21 protein-coding genes are annotated in these 19,418 nt (G+C 71.1%); 7 read left to right on the forward strand and 14 right to left on the reverse strand.

Annotated elements, in window-relative coordinates:
- Positions 1 to 37: 37 nt before the first annotated feature.
- On the forward strand, positions 38 to 988 hold the full coding sequence (locus ACGFWE_RS18225) for a LysR family transcriptional regulator (RefSeq protein WP_393600460.1): 951 nt from the start codon (positions 38 to 40) through the stop codon (positions 986 to 988).
- 43 nt (positions 989 to 1,031) lie between these two features.
- Here ACGFWE_RS18225 and ACGFWE_RS18230 read toward each other — a convergent pair whose 3' ends face one another.
- Positions 1,032 to 1,787 carry an alpha/beta hydrolase gene (locus tag ACGFWE_RS18230; protein ID WP_352389036.1) on the reverse strand — a complete coding sequence of 252 codons (756 nt, stop codon included), beginning with the start codon at positions 1,785 to 1,787 and terminating at the stop codon, positions 1,032 to 1,034.
- A gap of 114 nt (positions 1,788 to 1,901) precedes the next feature.
- On the opposite strand from ACGFWE_RS18230, the gene ACGFWE_RS18235 reads away from it, so the two are divergent.
- Positions 1,902 to 3,065, forward strand: coding sequence for an adenosine deaminase (locus ACGFWE_RS18235; protein ID WP_393600461.1), 1,164 nt, complete (start codon positions 1,902 to 1,904; stop codon positions 3,063 to 3,065).
- 137 nt (positions 3,066 to 3,202) lie between these two features.
- Complete coding sequence (locus ACGFWE_RS18240) at positions 3,203 to 3,559, forward strand: ATP-binding protein (protein ID WP_352389034.1); 357 nt, start codon at positions 3,203 to 3,205, stop codon at positions 3,557 to 3,559.
- A gap of 80 nt (positions 3,560 to 3,639) precedes the next feature.
- Here the strand turns inward: ACGFWE_RS18240 and ACGFWE_RS18245 are convergent, their stop codons facing one another.
- The 5 genes from ACGFWE_RS18245 to afsQ1 form a co-directional block, all read right to left on the reverse strand.
- Positions 3,640 to 3,840 carry a PspC domain-containing protein gene (locus ACGFWE_RS18245; protein WP_123762707.1) on the reverse strand — a complete coding sequence of 67 codons (201 nt, stop codon included), beginning with the start codon at positions 3,838 to 3,840 and terminating at the stop codon, positions 3,640 to 3,642.
- Positions 3,841 to 3,931: 91 nt separating this feature from the next.
- Positions 3,932 to 4,483, reverse strand: coding sequence for a VanZ family protein (locus ACGFWE_RS18250; RefSeq protein ID WP_393600462.1), 552 nt, complete (start codon positions 4,481 to 4,483; stop codon positions 3,932 to 3,934).
- A 92-nt stretch (positions 4,484 to 4,575) separates the two neighbouring features.
- A complete protein-coding gene (locus ACGFWE_RS18255) occupies positions 4,576 to 5,229 on the reverse strand; it encodes a hypothetical protein (protein ID WP_393600798.1) in 654 nt (217 codons plus the stop codon).
- Positions 5,229 to 6,806, reverse strand: coding sequence for a HAMP domain-containing sensor histidine kinase (locus tag ACGFWE_RS18260; RefSeq protein ID WP_352389032.1), 1,578 nt, complete (start codon positions 6,804 to 6,806; stop codon positions 5,229 to 5,231). Before ACGFWE_RS18260 ends, ACGFWE_RS18255 begins: the two co-directional genes overlap by 1 nt.
- Entirely contained in the window at positions 6,803 to 7,480 is a 678-nt protein-coding gene (gene afsQ1 / locus ACGFWE_RS18265; protein ID WP_037718821.1) for a two-component system response regulator AfsQ1, read from the reverse strand. The genes ACGFWE_RS18260 and afsQ1 overlap by 4 nt, the downstream gene beginning before the upstream one ends.
- A 229-nt stretch (positions 7,481 to 7,709) precedes the next feature.
- Between afsQ1 and ACGFWE_RS18270 the strand changes: the two genes are divergently transcribed.
- Positions 7,710 to 8,453: a SigE family RNA polymerase sigma factor gene (locus tag ACGFWE_RS18270; RefSeq protein WP_393600463.1), complete on the forward strand. Its 744-nt coding sequence runs from the start codon at positions 7,710 to 7,712 to the stop codon at positions 8,451 to 8,453.
- Between the two features lie 164 nt (positions 8,454 to 8,617).
- Here ACGFWE_RS18270 and ACGFWE_RS18275 read toward each other — a convergent pair whose 3' ends face one another.
- On the reverse strand, positions 8,618 to 8,953 hold the full coding sequence (locus tag ACGFWE_RS18275) for a DUF6281 family protein (RefSeq protein ID WP_352389030.1): 336 nt from the start codon (positions 8,951 to 8,953) through the stop codon (positions 8,618 to 8,620).
- A gap of 74 nt (positions 8,954 to 9,027) precedes the next feature.
- Complete coding sequence (locus ACGFWE_RS18280; protein ID WP_393600464.1) at positions 9,028 to 9,732, reverse strand: uridine kinase; 705 nt, start codon at positions 9,730 to 9,732, stop codon at positions 9,028 to 9,030.
- Positions 9,733 to 9,792: 60 nt separating this feature from the next.
- Here ACGFWE_RS18280 and ACGFWE_RS18285 point away from each other — a divergent pair, with 60 nt between their 5' ends.
- Positions 9,793 to 10,188 (forward strand): hypothetical protein, encoded by a 396-nt coding sequence (locus tag ACGFWE_RS18285; RefSeq protein ID WP_352389028.1) that lies wholly within the window; start codon positions 9,793 to 9,795, stop codon positions 10,186 to 10,188.
- Positions 10,189 to 10,272: 84 nt separating this feature from the next.
- Here ACGFWE_RS18285 and ACGFWE_RS18290 read toward each other — a convergent pair whose 3' ends face one another.
- Genes ACGFWE_RS18290 through deoC form a run of 3 tightly spaced genes read right to left on the reverse strand, consistent with a single transcriptional unit; the run spans position 10,273 to position 13,569 of the window.
- Positions 10,273 to 11,169: an aldehyde dehydrogenase family protein gene (locus tag ACGFWE_RS18290; RefSeq protein ID WP_352389027.1), complete on the reverse strand. Its 897-nt coding sequence runs from the start codon at positions 11,167 to 11,169 to the stop codon at positions 10,273 to 10,275.
- Positions 11,162 to 12,604: an aldehyde dehydrogenase family protein gene (locus ACGFWE_RS18295; RefSeq protein WP_393600465.1), complete on the reverse strand. Its 1,443-nt coding sequence runs from the start codon at positions 12,602 to 12,604 to the stop codon at positions 11,162 to 11,164. Before ACGFWE_RS18295 ends, ACGFWE_RS18290 begins: the two co-directional genes overlap by 8 nt.
- 5 nt (positions 12,605 to 12,609) lie before the next feature.
- The gene (gene deoC / locus ACGFWE_RS18300; RefSeq protein WP_352389268.1) at positions 12,610 to 13,569 is read right to left on the reverse strand and encodes a deoxyribose-phosphate aldolase; all 960 of its coding nucleotides are present in this window, start codon (positions 13,567 to 13,569) and stop codon (positions 12,610 to 12,612) included.
- Between the two features lie 121 nt (positions 13,570 to 13,690).
- On the opposite strand from deoC, the gene ACGFWE_RS18305 reads away from it, so the two are divergent.
- Positions 13,691 to 14,350 carry a PH domain-containing protein gene (locus ACGFWE_RS18305; RefSeq protein WP_393600466.1) on the forward strand — a complete coding sequence of 220 codons (660 nt, stop codon included), beginning with the start codon at positions 13,691 to 13,693 and terminating at the stop codon, positions 14,348 to 14,350.
- Between the two features lie 127 nt (positions 14,351 to 14,477).
- Here ACGFWE_RS18305 and ACGFWE_RS18310 read toward each other — a convergent pair whose 3' ends face one another.
- From ACGFWE_RS18310 to ACGFWE_RS18320, 3 genes are all read right to left on the reverse strand, one after another.
- Positions 14,478 to 16,109 carry a phospho-sugar mutase gene (locus tag ACGFWE_RS18310; RefSeq protein ID WP_393600467.1) on the reverse strand — a complete coding sequence of 544 codons (1,632 nt, stop codon included), beginning with the start codon at positions 16,107 to 16,109 and terminating at the stop codon, positions 14,478 to 14,480.
- A gap of 339 nt (positions 16,110 to 16,448) precedes the next feature.
- Positions 16,449 to 17,273 (reverse strand): purine-nucleoside phosphorylase, encoded by an 825-nt coding sequence (locus tag ACGFWE_RS18315; protein ID WP_352389023.1) that lies wholly within the window; start codon positions 17,271 to 17,273, stop codon positions 16,449 to 16,451.
- Positions 17,274 to 17,365: 92 nt separating this feature from the next.
- Positions 17,366 to 17,803 (reverse strand): gamma-glutamylcyclotransferase, encoded by a 438-nt coding sequence (locus ACGFWE_RS18320; protein WP_007384315.1) that lies wholly within the window; start codon positions 17,801 to 17,803, stop codon positions 17,366 to 17,368.
- A gap of 96 nt (positions 17,804 to 17,899) precedes the next feature.
- On the opposite strand from ACGFWE_RS18320, the gene ACGFWE_RS18325 reads away from it, so the two are divergent.
- Complete coding sequence (locus tag ACGFWE_RS18325; RefSeq protein ID WP_352389022.1) at positions 17,900 to 19,348, forward strand: NAD(P)H-quinone dehydrogenase; 1,449 nt, start codon at positions 17,900 to 17,902, stop codon at positions 19,346 to 19,348.
- The last annotated feature ends 70 nt before the right edge of the window (positions 19,349 to 19,418 follow it).

The following is a 19,418-nucleotide window of genomic DNA, read 5'->3' on the forward strand; positions in this document are numbered from 1 at the left end:
CATCCGTCCAATGCATGGATTCGCCATAATCGTTCCCATGGAGCATCAGCAGAGGTCACAGGTGCGTCTGTCACCGTCCAGTGACACAGAAGACATGGTGATGTTGCTGGCCCCGCGGCTCGCCTACTTCGCCCGAGTGGCCCGCACCGAGCACGTCACCCGCGCCGCCCAGGAGATGGACGTACCGCAGTCGACGCTCTCGCGGGCCATGGTCCGCCTCGAGCAGGATCTCGGCGTCGACCTCTTCGCCCGCATCGGCCGCACGGTCTCCCTGACCCCCGCCGGCCGCACCTTCCTCGGCTCCGTCGACCGCGCCCTCGCCGAGATCCGGCGCGCCGCCGACGAGGTTCGTGCCGACGCCGACCCGGCCACCGGCAAGGTCGCCTTCGGCTTTCTGCACACCATGGGCTCGGAGACGGTTCCCGGCCTCATCCGGGCCTTCCGCGCAGACCACCCCCGCGTCCGGTTCAGCCTGGTCCAGAACTACGGCGAGGCGATGATCGAACGCCTGCGCGCGGGCGAGCTGGACCTGTGCCTGACCTCACCGGTCCCGGACGCCCCCGACCTCGTGGCCCGTCGCCTCGACGAACAGAAGCTGCGGCTCGTGGTTCCCGCCGACCACCCGCTCGCGGGCCGCAGGCGGGTGCGCCTCGCCGAGGCCGCCGAGGAGTCCTTCGTCACCCTGGAGCCCGGTTACGGTCTGCGCCGCATCACCGACGACCTCTGCCAGGAGGCCGGGTTCAAGCCCCGCATCGCCTTCGAGGGCGAAGAGGCGGAGACCTTGCGGGGGCTGGTGGCGGCAGGACTGGGCGTGGCCCTTCTGCCACCGCCGGCCTTCCCGCGCCCGGGAGTCGTGGAACTGACGGTCACGGCCCCTCGGGCGGCCCGCGAGATCGGCGTCGCCTGGCTCGACGGCCACCCGGACACACCCCCGGTGGCCGCCTTCAAGAAGTTCCTGCTGTCGAGAAGGGGGAACCTGCTGCCCTGACCTGCGACCCCGCTGCCCTGACCCACGACCCCGCTGCCCCGGCCTACCGCCGCCGCCCGAACCCGGAGGCGAGCGGCATACGCAGCCCCAACGGCGGCGGAGCGGCCAGCGCGTCCTGCACCGGCCGTGACAGCACCCGCCCGAACAGTGCCCCCATCACGAAGTCCTCGGTCAGCGCGTGCACTTCGGCCCGGTACTGATGCAGTCCGTGCCCGTCGGAGTGCACCTCGAACCGGCACACCTCCCGGTTCGCCTTCTTCGCCCGGGACGCGAACCGGAACGACAACTCGGGGTCCGTCTGCTGGTCGTTGGTCCCGTGCACGATCAAGACCCGGCGCCCCGCGAGCTGCTTGACCGGTTCCGGATCGGCCGCCACATCCTCCTCGGGCAGCCAGGGAGCGACCGCCACCACGGAGTTGACGGCCTCGTGCCCGCCCGCGTGCAGCGCGGCCCGTGCGCCCATGTCGATGCCGACCAGGGACACGGGGACGTCGCCGTAGCGCCGTACGACCTCGTCGGCGGCCCAGGTCGCGTCGTGCGCGAGATGCGCCTCGCTGCCGTTCCAGCCGCGATAGCGGTAGTGCACCAGGTGTGCCGCGAGCCCGTCGGCGTGCCCCGCGCGGGCGAGTCGTCGTCCCAACGCCCTTACGGCGGAGGGCAGTCGCATCGAGGCGGGTCTGCGCAGAGAGGTCTCGTCGCCGCCCGGGAGGAGCAGCACCACCCCGCTCACCGCCGCCGGCTCCGGGCCGAGTGTCCTGCCCAGTCGGGCGCTGCGAACCGGCGTCGCTTGCTGTGCCATGACAGAACAGTGTCAGAAGCGCGGGGGGTACGACACGGGGCCGGGCGGTCACCGTTACGTATCGGCGGATTCGTACAGCGGGCGCTCTACGCGCGTAGGAGTTAGAGTGCGTAAATGACGAGCCAGACTGACCGGAGGGGGAACCCCCCGAGCCCGGACCAGATCCGCCGGGCACCCAAGGTTCTGCTGCACGACCACCTCGACGGCGGGCTGCGCCCCGGCACGATCGTCGACCTCGCCCGGGACACCGGGTACACCGCGCTCCCCGACACCGACGCGGACCGGCTGGGCGTCTGGTTCCGCGAGGCCGCCGACTCCGGTTCGCTGGAGCGGTACTTGGAGACCTTCTCGCACACCGTCGGCGTCATGCAGACCCGCGAGGCACTCACCCGGGTCGCCGCCGAGTGCGCCGAGGACCTCGCCGCGGACGGAGTCGTCTACGCCGAGGTGCGGTACGCCCCCGAGCAGCACCTGGAGAAGGGGCTGACCCTCGAAGAGGTCGTCGAGGCAGTCAACGAGGGCTTCCGTGAAGGCGAGCGGAGGGCCAGGGCCAACGGCCACCGCATCCGCGTCGGCGCCCTGCTCACCGCCATGCGGCACGCGGCCCGTGCCCTGGAGATCGCCGAACTCGCCAACCGCTACCGGGACCTCGGGGTCGTGGGCTTCGACATCGCGGGCGCCGAGGCCGGGTACCCGCCCACCCGTCATCTCGACGCCTTCGAGTACCTCAAGCGCGAGAACAACCACTTCACCATCCACGCCGGCGAGGCCTTCGGGCTGCCGTCCATCTGGCAGGCCCTGCAGTGGTGCGGCGCCGACCGGCTCGGGCACGGCGTGCGCATCATCGACGACATCCAGGTCCACGAGGACGGCACGGTCAAGCTCGGACGGCTCGCCTCCTACGTCCGGGACAAGCGGATCCCGCTGGAGCTGTGCCCCAGCTCCAATCTCCAGACCGGGGCCGCGTCGTCGTACGCCGAGCACCCGATCGGGCTGCTGCGGCGCCTGCACTTCCGGGCCACCGTGAACACCGACAACCGGCTGATGTCCGGCACCAGCATGAGCCGGGAATTCGAGCACCTTGTCGACGCGTTCGGTTATTCGCTCGACGACATGCAGTGGTTCTCCGTCAATGCGATGAAATCAGCGTTCATTCCTTTCGATGAACGACTCGCGATGATCAATGACGTCGTCAAGCCCGGATATGCCGAGCTGAAATCCGAATGGCTGTTCCAGCAGACCGCCTCCACCAGCGGTTCTGTGGCCGAGGAGAGCTGAGAGAGGAAATCCTCGGGTGTGGAATGCGGGCGGGTGTTCACCATCCGTCCGCATTTCGATGTTTGCGGTGGGCGGGCTCCCGTGTTTACGTTCGTGGACCGCTGACATCCCGTAAACCCATTTCGAGGACGCATTTCATGAAGCAGTCTGCTGCCAAGACCCTCGGTGTCGCCGCCCTCGGTGCCGCCTTCGCCGCCGCCGGCGCGGGTGCCGCGAACGCCGCTCCGGCGGTCCCGGACGCCACTCAGGCGCTCGGCTCCGTCTCCCAGGGGCTCCCCACCGAGAACGTCACCAAGGCGCTGCCGGGCGCCGGTGAGGCGCTGACGCAGGCCCAGCCGGCGCTCGCCACGGGCGTCTCGGCCGCGCAGCCCGCCGTCGAGAAGGTGCTCTCCGACGGCCCGACCGGGCCCCTCGCCGGTCTCCTCGGCGGCCTGCCGGTCGGCCAGGTCCTGCCCGGCAGCGGCACCGGCCTCAACGGTCTGCCGATCGGCTGACCCGCCGCTCCTCGCACGCGCCGGTGGGGCGCACCCCCGAGATCTCGGGAGTGCGCCCCACCGGCGTCCGTGCACAGAGGTCACCAGGCGGTCTGGGCCTTGTCCTCCGAGGGGAACAGGATCCACAGCGCGATGTAGAGCAGGAACTGCGGGCCCGGCAGCAGACAGGACACCAGGAAGATCACGCGCATCGTGGTCGCGGAGGTGCCGAAGCGCCGTGCCAGCGCGGCACACACTCCGCCGATCATGCGGCCGTTGGTGGGGCGGGCGAGGCGGGACATTGCGGCTCCTTCGTGAGCGTCGGGGTCGGGTCCGGGTGACCCTCTCCAGCTGTCTTCAACGCTACGGAGACGAACGCCACAAAGCGTCGCTCTACGGTGCGATCCCGACCCTGGGAATCGTCGGGGTCCTACCCTGAGCCGGCTCCTCCTGGCGGACGGTGGTGCGCCGGCGCCGCTCGGTCCTGCGGCGCAGCGAGTGGCGCACCGCCGGCACGACGACGAGGTGCGCGAGGGCGACGCCCGCCGTGTTCAGGAACAGGGAGTCGATGTCGACGACCTGGCCGGGGACGCCGGTCTGGAGCAGCTCTATGCCCAGGGAGATCAGCGCGCCCGCGACACAGGTGCGGATCAGGGAACCGACGGGCGACGCCCACAGCCGGCCGTGCACCATCGGGAGCAGCAGACCGAGCGGGGCCAGCAGCGCGAGCCCCTCGCCGATCCGCAGGGCCGCCTCCCGCCCGCGGAGGGCGAGGTCGGCGCGGATGCCGGCGAACGGATGCAGATTGGCCGGGACGACCCAGGGCACGTCCAGCGGACGCAGCGTGAACCAGGCGACGAACGCGAGGTGTGCGACGAGGAGGGCACCTCCTGCCACACGGACGCGAAGGGCGGCATTGCCGCCTACGAAGCCTTGACGCTGCACGATCCCCTAGACGCCCCGCTCGGCACGATCGGTTCCGGAACGCCCGGGGTACCCGGGTGAGGGCTGCGCCACACGGGGTGGCCGGACCCGCGTCAGCCGCCCGTCACCTCGGTCGACGGCGGCTGGTGGCTGTTCGGCTGGGAACGGACCTCGTCCGTGCAGTCGTAGCGGCGCAGCGGTGCGGTCGTGGGGCCGCCGAGGATGACGGAGCCGTCGCCCTCGGCCGCAGCCGAGTCGGAGAAGGTGCACACGACCTGGGCGAGGGCGTACGCGGAGAGCTCGGCGGGCGGGGTGCTCAGCCGGAGCGTGTCGTCGGGGTCCTTGGGGCGCGGCCCGCCGACGGTCATGCCGCCGCGGACGTACGTCTGGTAGCCGGCCTCCCGCTCGGCCGTCGACGGGTTCTCGGCGAGCTGGTCGAGGAGCCCCTGCGCGACCAGCACCCGCCGCTGGGAGTCGGCGGTCCCGTCGGGAACCCTGAGGCTCCGGTCCACGGCCACCAGCGACGACCCGCACAGCAGGAACACCTGCACGGCCAGCCCGTGCGAGGACGGCTCCGCGGCGTCGGGCTCGGACAGCGAGCACCGCACCCGTGAGGGCGCGGGACCGAAGTCGGTGGGCACCTCGGTGGGCCGGATCCCGCATCCGGCGACCAGCAGGGCGAGCAGCGGGAGCGCCAGCAGCCGCGGCACGTCCAGTCCGGCGCGCGCTGCGTCCGCCCGCCGCGTCCGTCGTCCCTCCGGGCGCATCACGGCTGTCCCTTCTTCGCCTTGTCGTCGTCCTTCTTGGCCTCCATGAGCTGTTCCGCCAGCTCCGAGGCGTCCCGGGGAAGCCGCAGCGTGAAGACGGCGCCCCCGCCGGGGGAGTTCGCCGCGGTGATCTCGCCGCCGTGGATGTGGGCGTTCTCCAGGGCGATCGAGAGGCCCAGGCCGCTGCCCTCGGAGCGCGGGCGGGAGGCGCTGGCCTTGTAGAAGCGGTCGAAGACGTGCGGGAGGACGTCCTCGGGGATGCCGGGGCCGTGGTCGCTGACCCGGATGACGATCTCGTCGTCCGCCGTGCGCACCGCCACCCGCACCGGGGAGCCGCCGTGCTTGAGGGCGTTGCCGATCAGGTTGGCCAGGATCACGTCGAGGCGGCGCGGGTCGAGACGGGCGTGCATGCCGCGCTCGGCGTCCAGCTCCACCGCGTCCAGCCACGCGCGCGCGTCGATGCACGCGGTGATCTGGTCGGCCACGTCGACGTCGTCCAGGACCAGCCGGGCCGTACCCGCGTCGAAGCGGGTGACCTCCATCAGGTTCTCGACCAGGTCGTTCAGCCTGCGGGTCTCGCTCACCACCAGCCGCACGGCCGGTTCGATCATCGGGTCCATCGAGCCGGACTCGGCCTCCAGCTCCTCCTCCAGGATCTCCGTCACGGCGGTCATCGCGGTGAGCGGCGTCCGCAGCTCATGGCTCATGTCCGCCACGAACCGCCGGGAGGCGTCGTCGCGGGCGGACATGTCCTCGACCCGTTTCTCCAGCGCCTCGGCCGCGTAGTTGAACGTCCGTGACAGGTCGGCGAGTTCGTCGGTGCCCGACACCCTGAGCCGGGTGTCCAGCTTGCCCTCGCCGAGCCGCCGGGCGGCGACTCCCAGCCGGTGCACCGGCTTCAGTACGGTCGTCGCGGCGGCCTGCGCGAGCAGCGCGGAGCCGATCAGGGCGAGCCCGGTGGCGATACCCAGCGACCAGGCGAGGGAGTTGAGGTCCTTGGCCTCCGGTTCGAGCGACGTGAGCATGTAACCGGTCGGGCCGCCGCCGATCACCCGGGTGCCGGCGACCAGGTACGGGGTGTCGTGGTCGACGGTCCGCTGCCAGTACAGGTGGTAGGCGTACTTGTTGGCGGAGTCGACCTTCTGCTTCTCGTTCACCGCCTCGCGCAGCGACACGGGCACGTCCTGGAGCGTGAAGCCGTCCAGGGCGCCCGAGTTGCCGTACACCGTCCTGCCGTCGGCGTCGGAGGACACGAGCAGCACGCCGAAGCGCTGGCTGCTGCCCGCCATCTGCCCGGCCGCCTGCTGGAGTTCGTCCTGCGTGGGGTTCTCCGGCAGGGCGCCCGCGCGGTTCTGCATCTCCTGCTGGAAGTCCCGCAGCACCGCGTCCTGGGCGCGGGTGAGGACCGCCTCGCGGTTGAGCCAGTAGGCGATCCCGGACGCGGACACGGCCGCGGTCAGCGCCACCAGGCCGAAGACGACGACGAGCCGCAGCCGCAGACTGGTGAAACGCAGCCCTGACCACACGCCCTTGCGAGCCGCGAACCAGCCGCGGAACCCCCCTTGTGCTTCGGTCACTGAGGCGTGTCCAGCCGGTAACCCACGCCCCGCACGGTACGGATCAGCGTCGGGGACGACGGCACGTCCTCGACCTTGGCGCGCAGCCGCTGGACACAGGCGTCCACCAGGCGCGAGTCACCGAGGTAGTCGTGTTCCCAGACCAGCCGCAGCAACTGCTGGCGGGACAGGGCCTGGCCGGGCCGCCGGCTCAGCTCCAGGAGCAGCCTGAGCTCGGTCGGGGTGAGCTGGAGGTCCTCGCCGTTCTTCGTCACGGTCATGGCCGCGCGGTCGATGACCAGGGAGCCGAAGCTCGCCGCGTCGGTCGACTCGCGTTCCCCGCGGCGCAGCACGGCCCGGATCCGGGCGTCCAGCACCCGCCCCTGGATCGGTTTGACGACATAGTCGTCGGCGCCGGACTCCAGTCCGACGACGATGTCGATGTCGTCGTTGCGCGCGGTCAGCAAGATGATCGGCAGCTGGTCGGTGCGCCGGATGCGCCGGCACACCTCGAACCCGTCGATGCCGGGCAGCATCACATCCAGCACGATCAGGTCCGGCCGCTGCTCACGCAGCAGCTTCAGGCCGTCCTCGCCGGTGGCAGCGGTGGCAACCCGGTGGCCCTGGCGCGTGAGGCTCAGCTCCAGGGCCGTACGGATGGCGTCGTCGTCCTCGATCAGCAACAGGGAAGGCACGGGCTCATTCTGGCCCATGGAGGGGGTGCGGTACGACCTGTGGGGACAGGCAGTCCGTACGGCACCCGTCCGTGGGTCCGCTGTGCAATTCCTGAGACCGGGCCCTGTGACAGGTCTGTGACAGTCGGCGGACACGGTCATGAAGGTGCGTTGGCAGAGTTCTCGGCACAGGCAAGGAACCACCGCCTGAGCAAGCCGAACACCGGAAGTCCACGACGGGGGGCGCGAGATGAACACGCTGCACAGCATCAGCACCAGCGCAGTGATCACTCGGCTGCACGACGTGAACGGGGGCCGGGGTTCCAAGGAGTCCGGTGCCGTGAGCGGGCGGGGGTGCGCTCGCGGCACCGGGCGTCAGCACACCGCGTACGTGGCGGTGGTTGACACCTCCACGGGGGAATCGCACGGGGGATCGTCGTACAGGGAGGACTCGGGGGAGCGTCGCTCGCTGTCGGAGGCGGAGTTCACCGCCTACGTCCAGGAGCGCCGCGCCTCCCTGTACGCCACCGCCTACCACCTGACCGGTGACCGCTTCGAGGCCGAGGACCTGCTCCAGAGCGCGCTGTTCTCGACGTACAGGGCGTGGGACCGGATCAGCGACAAGGCCGCGGTCGGGGGCTACCTCCGCCGCACCATGACGAATCTGCACATCAGCGCGTGGCGCCGCCGCAAGCTGAACGAATACCCGACCGAGGAACTGCCGGAGACGCCCGGCGACACGGACGCGATGCGCGGCACGGAACTGCGCGCGGTCCTGTGGCAGGCGCTCGCCCGGCTCCCCGAACTCCAGCGCACGATGCTGGTCCTCCGTTACTACGAGGGCCGCACCGACCCGGAGATCGCGGAGATCCTCGACATCAGTGTCGGCACGGTGAAGTCCAGCATCTGGCGGTCCCTGCGCCGCCTGCGGGAGGACGAGGTCCTCAGCTTCGGCCGTGACGAGGAGAACGCCTTCGGGGAGCTCGTCGCCTGAGGGTCGGGGGAAGCACGACACGGGGGGACGGGGACCAGGGGTACCGGCTGGGGGGCCGGTACCCGTGGGGGGACCAACGGGGGGTCACGGGGGACCTGCGGGGGAGCACCGAGAAGCGGGACTGGAGGGCCGGGGGGCCCGTCCGGTCCCGCTTTGGTGTGTGCTCAGCCGATCTCCATGAGCCTGGCCCGGGCAGGCGAGTCCCCGACGGCGATGGCCTCGGCGGGATCCCTGCCCTCGACGGCGTACGCGCCGGTCGTGCCTTCGGGAATGGCGACTTCGGGATCGCTCGGGGTGTCGTCGCACTCCGGGATGCGGGCCGTGCCCAGCCGCACTCCGACGGTGAAGTCCTCGTCCCCGGTGGGCAGATAGTCGCGGTTCTCATATCTCACCACCCCCGCACAGGAGGACGCGGCCTCGCCGCCGGACGAGCACCCCGACGCGCTGCCGGCGACCACCGCCAGTATCGCCACCGTCATGACCAGCCGTGCCGTCGTCATGGGCTTCCTTTCCGCAGGGACCGTGTCTTTGGTCCTACGACGGAGAAGGCGCCCAAGTCGTTCGGCCGGGCCGCTCAGGCCGCCGGGGCAGCGGCCGGGTGGTGGCCCGCCGTCGCTACGGTGAGGCGGGCCAGGGCCTCGTCCTTGTCGCACGGGTGGGCGCCCAGCGCGGTCTGGCGGGCGACGATCGAGCGCTCCAGGCGCATCAGGCGCCAGCCGCGGCGCAGCAGGAACGGCACGGACTTGCGGCCCTCGCGCAGATCCCGCAGGAACCGGCGGCGGAACGTGCGCACCGGACCCCGGCTCAGGCACAGCGCGTCGCCCAGCACCCCGAGCTCCCGGCAGCGGGTGACGATCTCGGCGGCGAAGATGCCCTCCGCGATGAACAGCGGGGTCCGGCCCATCTCGACCGCCTCCTCGCCGGTGCGGGCGCTCAGCGAGATGTCGTAGACCGGGATCTTCGTGCGGCCCGTGCGGCACAGTTCGACGATCGCGGCCACCGCGGCGTCCGCGTCCCACGATCCGGGGTGGTCCCAGTCGATGTCGGAGCTCCCCGCCACCAGCGGCAGCGTCGGGTCGTCGCCCTCCTTGTAGAAGTCGTCGAGCCGGAGGACCGGAAGACCGGAACGGGCCGAGAGAAGGGACTTGCCGGAGCCGGAGGGGCCGCAGAGCAGCACGACTCGCGTCGGTATGGGCGGTTGGGAGCTCACGGGACACCAGTGTGAGGCATTCACCCGCTGTTCATCGACCCCGCGGGTTGGCTTTGAAGCGCGCGTCACACCTCAACTACCCTTCGTGTCGACACGCTTACCCAGTGCACAAAAAAGGTGGCAGAAACGATGGCCCGACACGCGAACCCGACCGTCCAGCGCACCCTCACCGCCCTCGCGACCGCAGGTGTCGCACTCGGCGCCGGCGCCGGGGCGGCCGCCGCGGACACCGAGCCGGTGGTCGACGTGCTGCACACCCGGCCCACCTCGCTCGGCAACATCGACCCCCAGTCCGGGCTCCGCTCCCTCACCGGCACGGTCGGCTACGTCACCGGCCCGGTCGCCGGCCTCAAGCCGAACCCGCTGGCGGGCACGGGAGTGGACCCGCTGGACAACGGGCTGGGGACCCAGCTGGCGGACTTCCAGCCGCTGACGTCGCAGGCGCTGACCGGACCGGTCGCGCAGGCGCAGTCGATCGGCAGCATGCCGGTGGTGGGGCAGGTGGCGGGACTACTGAGCAACTGAACCGGACACACGGCCGCTTCGGCACGGAGCCGCGCCTTCCCCGGACGGAGGGAGGGCGCGGCTCCGCGGTGTCGCGGCCCGCTGTCAGTACGCGGAGCCGGACGCGCCCAGCGACCCCGTCGGGTGCCACACCGTCTTCGTCTCCAGGAACGCCGTCAGGCGGTCGATGCCCGGAGTCGCCGTCCAGTTGTCCACAGGCTGTGGACGCAGGACCCGCTTCAAGTTGTCCGCCGCCGCGATCTCCAGCTCCTTCGCGAGGACCTCGTCCGCGCCCGCCAAGTCGATGGCGTTGACATCCTGGTGGGACGCCAGCGGGGCCGCGATCTCCGCCGTACGGCCCGAGAGGACGTTGACCACGCCTCCGGGGACGTCGGAGGTGGCCAGGACCTCGCCCAGGGAGAGGGCGGGGAGCGGGAACCTCTCCGAGGCGATCACCACCGCCGTGTTGCCCGTGGCGATCACCGGGGCGAGCACCGAGACCAGGCCCAGGAACGACGACTCCTGCGGGGCCAGGACGGCCACCACGCCCGTCGGCTCGGGGGAGGACAGGTTGAAGTACGGGCCGGCCACCGGGTTGCCGCCACCCACCACCTGGGCGATCTTGTCGGTCCAGCCCGCGTACCAGACCCAGCGGTCGATCGTCGCCTCGACCTGCTCGGCCGCCCTGGACTTCGACAGGCCCTCGGCGTCGGCCACCTCGTGGACGAACTGCGTCCTGCGGCCCTCCAGCATCTCCGCGACCCGGTACAGGATCTGGCCGCGGTTGTAGGCGGTGGCCCCGGACCAGGCGCCGAACGCCTTGCGCGCGGCCACGACCGCGTCACGGGCGTCCTTGCGGCTCGACTGCGGCGCGTTCGCCAGCCACTTGCCCTTTGCGTCGGTCACCTCGTACACCCGGCCGCTCTCGGAACGCGGGAACTTCCCGCCGACGTACAGCTTGTAGGTCTTGAAGACGCTCAGACGGTCATTGCGCTCAGACATCGAGGTACGCCTCCAGGCCGTGGCGGCCGCCCTCGCGGCCGAAGCCCGACTCCTTGTAGCCGCCGAAGGGCGACGTCGGGTCGAACTTGTTGAACGTGTTGGACCAGACGACCCCGGCCCGGAGCTTGTTCGCCACCGCCAGGATCCGCGAACCCTTCTCCGTCCAGATGCCCGCCGAGAGGCCGTACTGGGTGTTGTTGGCCTTGGCGACGGCCTCGTCCGGGGTGCGGAAGGTGAGGACCGACAGGACCGGGCCGAAGATCTCGTCGCGGGCGATGGTGTGCGCCTGGGTGACGTTGGTGAAGAGCGTCGGGGCGAACCAGTAGCCGGAGGAGGGGAGTTCGCACTCCGGGGACCAGGGCTCGGCGCCCTCGGCCGTGCCCTGCTCGACGAGCGAGGTGATCCGCGAGAGCTGTTCGGCGGAGTTGATCGCGCCGATGTCGGTGTTCTTGTCGAGCGGGTCGCCGAGGCGGAGGGTGGACAGGCGGCGCTTGAGGGAGTCCAGCAGCTCGTCCTGGATCGACTCCTGGACCAGGAGCCGGGAGCCCGCGCAGCAGACCTGGCCCTGGTTGAAGAAGATGCCGGTGACGATCCCCTCGACGGCCTGGTCGATCGGGGCGTCGTCGAAGACGATGTTGGCGCCCTTGCCGCCCAGTTCGAGGGTCAGCTTCTTGCGGGTGCCGGCGACCGTACGGGCGATCTCCTTGCCCACGGCCGTGGAGCCGGTGAAGGCCACCTTGTTCACGTCCGGGTGCGCGACGAGCGCGGCGCCCGTGTCGCCGTAGCCCGGAAGGATGTTGACGACACCCCGGGGCAGGCCCGCCTGGCGGCAGATGTCCGCGAAGAACAGGGCGGACAGCGGGGTCGTCTCGGCGGGCTTGAGCACCACCGTGTTGCCGGTCGCCAGCGCCGGGGCGATCTTCCACGCCAGCATGAGCAGCGGGAAGTTCCACGGGATGACCTGGCCGGCCACGCCGAGGGGCTTGGGCGCGGTACCGAAACCGGCGTGTTCCAGCTTGTCGGCCCAGCCCGCGTAGTAGAAGAAGTGCGCGGCGACCAGGGGGAGGTCGGCGTCGCGGGTCTCCTTGATGGGCTTGCCGTTGTCCAGGGTCTCCAGTACGGCGAGCTCGCGGCTGCGCTCCTGGATGATCCGGGCGATGCGGAACAGGTACTTGGCGCGCTCGGAGCCGGGCAGCGCGGACCACTTCTCGAAGGCCTTGCGGGCGGCCAGCACCGCCCGGTCGACGTCCGCCTCGCCCGCCTGGGCGATCTCGGACAGGACCTCCTCGGTGGACGGCGAGACGGTCTTGAAGACCTTGCCCTCGGCCGCTTCCACGAACTCGCCGTCGATGAACAGGCCGTAGGAGGGGGCGATGTCGACGACCGAGCGTGACTCGGGTGCCGGTGCGTACTCGAATGCGGATGCAGGTGTCATGGTGATCAGTCCACCGTCACGTAGTCGGGGCCGGAGTAGCGGCCGGTGGCCAGCTTCTGACGCTGCATCAGCAGGTCGTTCAGGAGCGAGGAGGCGCCGAAGCGGAACCAGTGGTTGTCCAGCCAGTCCTCGCCCGCCGTCTCGTTGACCAGTACGAGAAACTTGATGGCGTCCTTGGACGTCCTGATGCCGCCGGCCGGCTTCACGCCCACCTGGACGCCGGTCTGGGCGCGGAAGTCGCGCACCGCCTCCAGCATCAGCAGGGTGTTCGCCGGGGTCGCGTTCACCGCGACCTTGCCGGTGGACGTCTTGATGAAGTCCGCGCCCGCCAGCATGCCGAGCCAGCTCGCGCGGCGGATGTTGTCGTACGTCGACAGCTCGCCGGTCTCGAAGATGACCTTGAGCCGGGCGTCCGTACCGCAGACCTCGCGCACGGCGACGATCTCGTCGTACACCTTCAGGTATCTGCCGGAGAGGAACGCGCCGCGGTCGATGACCATGTCGACCTCGTCGGCACCGGCGGCCACGGCGTCGCGCACGTCGGCCAGCTTCACGTCCAGGGCGGCACGCCCGGCCGGGAACGCGGTGGCGACCGAGGCGACCTTCACGCCGGAACCGGCGACGGCCTCCTTGGCGACGGCCACCATGTCGGGATAGACGCAGACCGCGGCCGTGGCGGGGGCCGTCCGGTCGGTCGGGTCGGGGCGGACCGCTTTCGCGCCGAGCGCCCGGACCTTGCCCGGGGTGTCCGCGCCTTCCAGCGTCGTCAGGTCGACCATCGAGATGGCGAGGTCGATGGCGTACGCCTTCGCGGTCGTCTTGATGGAACGCGTACCGAGGGAGGCGGCTCGCGCCTCCAGGCCGACCGCGTCCACGCCGGGCAGCCCGTGAAGGAACCGGCGCAGCGAGCTGTCGGACGCGGTCACGTCCGTGAGCGGGTGTGCGGCTGATGCAGTGGTGGGCATGGTCACCAGACGAGCATATCTACGCGCGTAGCGGCTGTACACCCCGGAGTACGGGTTCTGCGGGCACCCGCAGGGCACCCGCACATGAGCACCGACCCGGACGGCGCTTAGGATCGGCCTCATGACGACCGCACCCCCCGAGTCCAGGGACCGCATCTACCGCTCACCCATGGCGCTGATCGGCGGCTTCCTCCTCCTCGTCATCATCGGCTGGCTCGGCATCGACGCCGTCGTCTCCGGCACCGGCCGCACGCCGTGGCTCGCGCTCGCCGCGCTGATCCTCGTCGTACCGCTGGTGATCGCCTTCACCCTGCGCCCGGCCGTCTTCGCGAACGACGACCGGCTGCGCGTCCGCAACCCCTTCCGCGTGATCGTCGTGCCGTGGGGCGAGGTCGAGATGTTCCGCTCCGGTTACTCGAACGAGGTGTTCGTCAAGTCCGGCGGCAAGTACCAATTGTGGGCGATCCCGGTCTCCCTGCGCGGCCGCAAGAAGGCGGCCCGGCAGTCGGCCCGGCAGGCCGCGGGCGGCGGCTCCGGCAGGGGCCTCGGCCTGTTCGGCGGCGGAATGCAGCCGGACGGCTTCGGCGGCCGTACGCCCGCCCCGGAGGGGCCGACCCGGGCCGAGACCGACAAGATCATGGACGATCTGCGCGAGACGCTGGAGGCGCGGGGGGCGGCCAAGACGTCCCAGGGCGAGGTTGCCGTGCGGTGGGCGTACGAGATCGTGGGGCCTGCGGTGGCCGGGGCGGTGCTGCTGGCGATTCTGGTGGCTGTGGGGTGACGGCTCCCGCGGTGCCGGGAGCGGTTGTCGGGCGGCCGCGGGCCCGTGGTGGCTGGTCGCGCCGCGCGGCGGAGCCGCTGATGTCACAGCCCCGCGCCCCTGAGGGACGCGGGGGACGGGGACGGGGTCAGATGCCGGCTGCCGCCGACAGGTCTCGCTTGATGGCGGCCAGGAGGTCCGTCGCCCGGGCACGGGCCGCCGGGAGGTCGGCGTGTGCGGGGACCGGGACGACCACTTCCAGATAGCACTTCAGCTTCGGCTCGGTGCCGCTCGGGCGGACGACGACCCGGGCGCCGGTGAGGGTGTAGCGCAGGCCGTCGGTGGGCGGGAGCTTGTCCGTGCCCTCGGTGAGGTCCTCCGCCCTGGTGATGGGCAGGCCCGCGAGCTCGGTCGGCGGGTGCTCGCGGAGCTGCTCCATCGCCCGGGCGATGACCGACAGGTCCTCCACGCGGACGGAGAGCTGGTCCGTGGCGTGCAGGCCGTGTGTCACGGCGAGGTCGTCGAGGAGGTCGAGGAGCGTGCGGTTCTGTTCCTTCAGCTCGGAGGCGAGTTCCGTGATGAGGAGGGCCGCGGTGATGCCGTCCTTGTCCCGTACGCCCTCGGGGTCCACGCAGTAGCCGAGGGCCTCCTCGTAGCCGTAGCGCAGGCCCTCCACGCGGGCGATCCACTTGAAGCCGGTGAGGGTCTCCTCGTAGGGCAGGCCCGCCTTCTCGGCGATCCTGCCGAGGAGGGAGGAGGAGACGATCGACTCGGCGAAGGTGCCCTGCGCTCCGCGGGACACCAGGTGGGCGGCGAGGAGGGCGCCCACCTCGTCGCCCCTGAGCATGCGCCAGGTGCCGTTCTCCTCGACCGCCACCGCGCAGCGGTCCGCGTCGGGGTCGTTCGCGATGATCAGGTCCGGGTTGGTCTCCCCGGCCTTCGCGAAGGCCAGGTCCATCGCACCCGGTTCCTCCGGGTTGGGGAAGGCGACGGTCGGGAAGTCGGGGTCGGGTTCGGCCTGCTCCGCGACGAGGTCCGGGGCGGGGAAGCCGGCGCGGGCGAAGGCGGCGAGGAGGGTGTCCTTGCCGACGCCGTGCATCGCGGTGTAGACGGTGCGGGCGGTGCGGGGGGAGTTCTCGGCGAGTACGGCGTCCGTACGGGCGAGGTAGGCGTCCAGGACGCCGTCGTCGAGGCTCTCCCAGCCGGTGTCGGGGCGCGGGACGTCGTTCAGGGAGGCGATCGCGTCGATCTCCGCGGCGATCTCCGCGTCGGCGGGCGGCACGATCTGGGAGCCGTCGCCGAGGTAGACCTTGTAGCCGTTGTCGCGGGGCGGGTTGTGGCTGGCGGTGACCTCCACGCCGGCCACGGCGCCGAGGTGCCTTATCGCGAACGCGAGGACGGGGGTGGGGAGGGGGCGGGGGAGGACCGCCGCGTTCAGTCCGGCGCCGGTCATCACGGCGGCGGTGTCCCGCGCGAAGTCCTCCGACTTGTGGCGGGCGTCGTAGCCGATGACGACGAGGCCGTCGGTGCTGCCGTGCTTCTTGAGGTACGCGGCGAGGCCGGCGGCGGCCCGGATGACGACCGCGCGGTTCATGCGCATGGGGCCCGCGCCGAGTTCGCCGCGGAGGCCGGCGGTGCCGAACTGGAGGGTGCCGCTGAAACGGGCGGTGAGTTCGGTGACGTCTCCGGCCTCGATGAGCCCCGCGAGCTCGTCGCGGGTGTCCGGGTCGGGGTCCTCGGCGAGCCAGGTGCGGGCCCGGGCGATGAGATCGTCGTGCACGGTTGCGTCAGCCTCTCGTTGTCGGTCGTGTTCGGGTGCGGGTCCGGTGGGGGCGGGCGTTTTCTGCGCAGTTCCCCGCGCCCCTTATATGCCTGCGGCGGCCTGTTCCGGTCCGGTGGGGGCGTGTGTAGCGCGCGCGGTTCGGCGGGTGGGTCGGTGCCGGGATGGGGGGTGTCCGTCCTCGGTACGGCGGCTCGGTCCCTTTGAGCAGGGCTCGGTAACGGACGCCGGCCGCCGTACGCGGGTGCACGAGTCCCACCCAGGGGCGCGGGGAACTGCGCGATCAGCCCCCACCGGCCCGCAGCCGCCCGACGACAACACGCGGCACCCCCTGCAGCGTCAGAGCCGTCCGAGCACCTGCGCCAGCAGGGAACCCATCCGTGTCGCGCTGTCGCGGCCCGCCTGGAGGACCTCCTCGTGGTTCAGCGGCTCGCCCGTCATGCCCGCGGCGAGGTTCGTCACCAGGGAGATGCCGAGGACCTCCGCACCCGCCTCGCGCGCGGCGATCGCTTCCAGGACCGTCGACATGCCCACCAGGTCCGCGCCGATGACGCGGGCCATGCGGATCTCGGCCGGCGTCTCGTAGTGCGGGCCCGGGAACTGGGCGTAGACGCCCTCCTCCAGGGTCGGGTCGATCTCCTTGCACAGGGCGCGCAGGCGGGGGGAGTACAGGTCGGTCAGGTCGACGAAGTTGGCGCCGATGATCGGGGAGGTCGCCGTGAGGTTGAGGTGGTCGCTGATCAGGACCGGCTGGCCGGGGCGCATGCCCTCGCGGAGGCCGCCGCAGCCGTTCGTCAACACAATGGTCTTGCAGCCGGCGGCCACCGCCGTACGGACGCCGTGCGCGACGGCGGCCACCCCGCGGCCCTCGTAGTAGTGGGTGCGGCCGAGGAAGACCAGGGCCCGCTTCTCACCGATCTGGTACGAGCGGATCTTGCCGCCGTGTCCCTCCACCGCCGGCGGCGGGAAACCGGGCAGCTCGGTGACCTGGAACTCGGCGTCGGGGGCACCGAGGGCGTCCACGGCCGGTGCCCAGCCGGAGCCCATCACGAGGGCGACGTCGTGGGTCTCGGCGCCGGTCAGTTCGCGCAGGCGCGCGGCGGCGGCGTCGGCGGCGGTGTGGGGGTCGCCCTGGATGTCGTCCGGAAGAAGAGATGCGTTCACGCGGATGAGGGTAGCCGGTCCGGGCCTACGCGCGTAGATGACGGAGCTGACGTGATGGCGATCGTTGTCTTGTCGTTTCCGGCCAACGGCGCTCAGCAGGGGCGCTTGCGGAGTTCCATGACGTAGTCGTGGGGCGCGCCCGCGGACTCCGCCGCGTCCGCGATCTCGCCGAGGTAGCGGGCGGAGGGCAGACCGCCCTCGTAGCCGTTCAGGACGTAGGTCCAGGCGTGCTCCTCACCCTCCAGGGTGTGGACCCGCATGCGTGTGCGGCGGTAGATGTCCAGGCCCACGCCTTCCCACCGGTCCATCGACTCGTCGTCGGCGGGGGCGATCTCGTAGAGCGCCACGAACACCTGGGAGAGGGGGTCCTCGACGATCGTCGCCAGTGCGCCCTCCCAGCCCATGTGCTCGCCCCCGAAGGTCAGCCGCCACCCGTTCAGCCACCCCGTGGCGCGCATCGGCGAGTGCGGGGCGCGGCGGGTCATCAGCCGCGCGTCGAGGTTGCCGGCATAGGCGGCGTAGAGCGACATGGGTCGAGGGTACGGCAGCAGTCCCCGGTGTCTCTCCCGTAACAGTGGCGTCTCGGGGTGCCCCCCAGGCCGTGGCACCCCGCGTCGTACGGGACAATGGAGTACGTGACTCGGATCGTGATCATCGGTGGCGGACCCGGCGGATACGAGGCGGCCCTGGTGGCCGCCCAGCTCGGCGCGGAGGTGACCGTCGTCGACTGCGACGGTCTGGGCGGAGCGTCGGTGCTGACCGACTGCGTGCCGTCGAAGACCCTTATCGCTACGGCCGAGGTCATGACGACCTTCGATTCGTCGTACGAGGAGTTGGGGATCATCGTCGCCGATGACACCCCACCTCTGGAGCAGGCCGCCCGGGTGGTGGGCGTCGACCTCGGCAAGGTCAACCGGCGTGTGAAGCGGCTCGCCCTTGCCCAGTCGCACGACATCACGGCCTCCGTGACGCGTGCCGGGGCCCGGGTGCTGCGCGGGCGTGGCCGTCTGGAGGGCATGCAGGCCCTCGACGGGTCGCGCAAGGTCGTGGTGCGGGCCGTGGACGGGAGCGAGGAGACGCTCGTCGCGGACGCCGTGCTGATCGCCACGGGTGGGCATCCGCGTGAGCTGCCCGACGCCCAGCCCGACGGCGAGCGCATTCTCAACTGGACCCAGGTCTACGACCTCGACGAGCTGCCGGAAGAGCTCATCGTGGTCGGTTCCGGTGTCACCGGTGCCGAGTTCGCCGGGGCCTACCAGGCGCTCGGGTCGAAGGTCACGCTCGTGTCGTCGCGGGACCGCGTGCTGCCGGGTGAGGACCCGGACGCGGCCGCGGTCCTCGAGGACGTCTTCCGCCGTCGGGGCATGAACGTCATGGCGCGCTCCCGTGCCCAGTCCGCCAAGCGGGTCGGGGACCGGGTCGAGGTCACGCTGGCGGACGGCCGGGTCATCACCGGCTCGCACTGTCTGATGGCCGTCGGTGCCATTCCCAACAGCGCCGGGATGGGCCTCGAGGAAGCGGGCGTCAAGCTGCGCGAGTCCGGGCACATCTGGACCGACAAGGTGTCCAGGACGACCGCTCCGGGTGTGTATGCCGCCGGTGACGTGACCGGGGTGTTCGCGCTGGCCTCCGTGGCCGCCATGCAGGGGCGTATCGCCATGTACCACTTCCTCGGCGACGCGGTGGCCCCGCTGAACCTGAAGACGGTCTCGTCGAACGTCTTCACCGACCCCGAGATCGCCACCGTCGGGTACTCGCAGTCCGACGTGGACAGCGGCAAGATCGACGCCCGGTCCGTGAAGCTGCCGCTGCTGCGCAACCCGCGTGCCAAGATGCAGGGCATCCGCGACGGCTTCGTCAAGATCTTCTGCCGGCCGGGCACCGGGATCGTCGTCGGCGGTGTCGTCGTCGCGCCCCGCGCCTCGGAACTGATCCATCCCATCTCGCTCGCGGTCGACAACAATCTGACGGTCGAACAGATCGCGAACGCGTTCACCGTCTACCCCTCCCTTTCCGGGTCGATCGCCGAGGTGGCGCGGCAGTTGCACACGCGCAAGGAGATCGAGGGAGCCTGACGGCCGAAAGCGATTCCTGCCTGGTCACAGGGAGTCGTCGACCATTCGTGCGGCATAGGCGGGGAGATTA

The sequence above is a fragment of the Streptomyces sp. NPDC048523 genome, assembly GCF_043199815.1.
GTDB lineage: Bacteria > Actinomycetota > Actinomycetes > Streptomycetales > Streptomycetaceae > Streptomyces.